Origin of the sequence: Candidatus Synechococcus spongiarum SH4, from assembly GCF_000586015.1 — a bacterium.
GTDB lineage: Bacteria > Cyanobacteriota > Cyanobacteriia > PCC-6307 > Cyanobiaceae > Synechococcus_B > Synechococcus_B spongiarum_F.
Map to the genome: position 1 here is coordinate 1 of NZ_JENA01000249.1, position 2,369 is coordinate 2,369.

Below are 2,369 nucleotides of genomic sequence, written 5' to 3' on the forward strand. Positions count from 1 at the left end.
TTCATGTTGGTCTCCGGCTCGTCCCAGAAGAGGATGGACTGCTCATCCCAGCCGACGGAAAAGGCACGACTCTCCTCCAGCTTCCCCACGGCTCCGTTTTGGATGAGCCGCCACAGCAGCCCCAGCTTGCGCATTCCCTCAGCCAGCAACATGAATTCCAGGTCTCCGCTGTGATCGCTGAGAAAGAATTCCTCACCCTTCACGTTGATGCTGCCACCGATCACGTTTCCGAGGCTCTCAAGCAACTGCTTTCTTCTCTGACCAGGTTCCCGCAGCTTGGAAAGATATGCACGATCCAGGATGTCCTTATAGATCTCTTCGAAATGAATTTCCCGTGCGGCATAAAGCGACGAAAATCCGGGTGCATTCGCCAGCATCTCCTTGGCGGGGATATAAACGCTCCGGATTGGCTTGGAGAACCGCCGGCTTTCAGGGTTGTCTGCGGGGTGGTCGTCACGAGAGAACGTGGCGGCCAGCTTCCTGTCACCCCAGTGGACCGTGACAGTGGTGCTGGAATTGCCCCCGCTGCGCCGGACCAGACGCCCCGGCGCGTCACCGGAGGGCCGCATCACGCGCACCAGTTTCTCGGAGAACGGGCTGCCGTGCCCATCAGAGGCTTCACAGGCGGCATAGCACACCTTCAGCAGATGGGTCTTGCCCGTGCCGTTGGCGCCGATCAAGACGTTGATGCCGGGCGACACCTCCAGATCCAGGTGCGTGAACGCGGTAAAGCGCTCCAGTTCCACGCGAGTCAGGGGCACAGGCGGTTCGTGCGTCATGGATAACGGTAACCAAGGCAACGGGACCGTTGGCCTGGGCAGTGGAGGATCCCCATGGTTTTCCTCAACGCCATGGCTCCCATGACCGAAACCCTGCTCGCCGCCAAGGCCGCCTCCGGTCTCACCTTTGCCCAGTTGGCGTCCCATGTGGGGCTGGACGAGATGTGTGTGGCGGCCATGCTGTACGGGCAGGCCAGCGCATCACCGCAAGAGGCGGCCAAGCTCTGCCAGGCCCTGGGCCTGGGGGAGGATGCCGTGGCGTTTCTGACCCGCTATCCCACCAAGGGATGCCTGGATCCCGAGGCGCCAACCGATCCCCTCATCTATCGCTTCTACGAAATCATGCAGGTTTACGGGCTGCCCATGAAGGACGTGATTCAGGAAAAATTTGGCGACGGCATCATGAGCGCCATTGATTTCACCCTCCATGTGGACAAGGTGGAGGATCCCAAGGGAGATCGGGTCAAGGTGGTCTTCTGCGGCAAGTTCCTGCCCTACAAGAAGTGGTGAGGGGATGGTGGCCCGCGGGGCGTTAGCATCCACCCCAGACCTCCACTTCCCATGGTCCTTTGGCAAGAACGCTCTGCCCCCCAGGGCAGCGAGGAGGTCAGCCGCCAGCCTGCCAGGGGCGCCAGGGACCTGCTCCCCCAGGACGTGCGGGACAACCGCTGGCTTTGCGGTCAACTGCATAAGGTGTATCGCTGCTGGGGCTACAAGGAGTTGGCCCCTCCCACCATTGAGCGACTGGACACCCTGGCGGCAGCCGGCGCCATTGACGGCAACGTCCTGCTCAGGGTGGCCGGCCAGGATGCCCTGGGTCTCCGCCCGGAAATCACCGCCAGTGTGGCCAGAGCCGCCTGCACCCGTCTGGCCGGCCTGCCCAGACCCCTGCGCCTCTGGTATGAGGGCAATGTGTTCCAACGGGAAGACGTGGGCGGCCATGAGCGGGTCCAGGAGGAACTGCAGAGCGGCATTGAACTCATTGGCGCTCCCGGGCTGGCAGGGGACGGGGAACTGGTGGCCATCCTGCTGGACGCCTGCCGTCAGTTGCCCTTCCACCCGGATCACCAGCCCACCCTGCTCCTGGGCCACAGCGCCCTGTTTGCAGCCCTTCTGGCGAATTTCCCCACCCATCAACAGGCTGGTCTGCGCCAGGCCCTGAGCCGCTACGACATCCTGCAACTTCAGGCCCTGGACCTCTCGGCCGCGGATCGGGAGCAAGCCCGACGGTTATTGAGTGTGCGGGGGGAGCCGGGCGCCGTACTGGAAAGGCTGTCAGCGTTTTCCAGCGCTGCCGCCGTGGAGGAACTGCGGGCCCTGGTGGAACTGATTACGGAACGGGCCCGTCAGGCTGGCGTTCGCCTGCAACTGGACCCCACCTTTCTGCCCACCTTCACCTTCTATGACGGGGTTGTGCTGCGCTTGGTCTGCCAAGGGTCCCATGCCCTGGCGCCGGTTGCCACCGGCGGCCGCTACAACCGCCTGCTCAGGCACTTTGCCCCCGGAGACCGGGATGCCAGTGGCACCGGTTTCAGTTTCAAGGTGGAGCGTCTGCGCAGACTCCTGCAAGACCGCAGGGTGACGTTGTCC

At 63.2% G+C, this 2,369-nt stretch carries 3 protein-coding genes; 2 read left to right on the forward strand and 1 reads right to left on the reverse strand.

Translation table 11 applies throughout. The features are described from left to right. Window positions 1–746, reverse strand: a 746-nt coding sequence (locus tag BG35_RS0109240; RefSeq protein ID WP_051506241.1) for an AAA family ATPase, incomplete at its 3' end; no start/stop codon positions are given. A gap of 105 nt (window positions 747–851) precedes the next feature. On the opposite strand from BG35_RS0109240, the gene cynS reads away from it, so the two are divergent. Then, entirely contained in the window at window positions 852–1,289 is a 438-nt protein-coding gene (cynS, locus tag BG35_RS0109245) for a cyanase (protein WP_236619846.1), read from the forward strand. Window positions 1,290–1,340: 51 nt separating this feature from the next. Beyond that, the coding region (locus tag BG35_RS0109250; protein WP_025782596.1) for an ATP phosphoribosyltransferase regulatory subunit at window positions 1,341–2,369 on the forward strand (1,029 nt) is incomplete at its 3' end.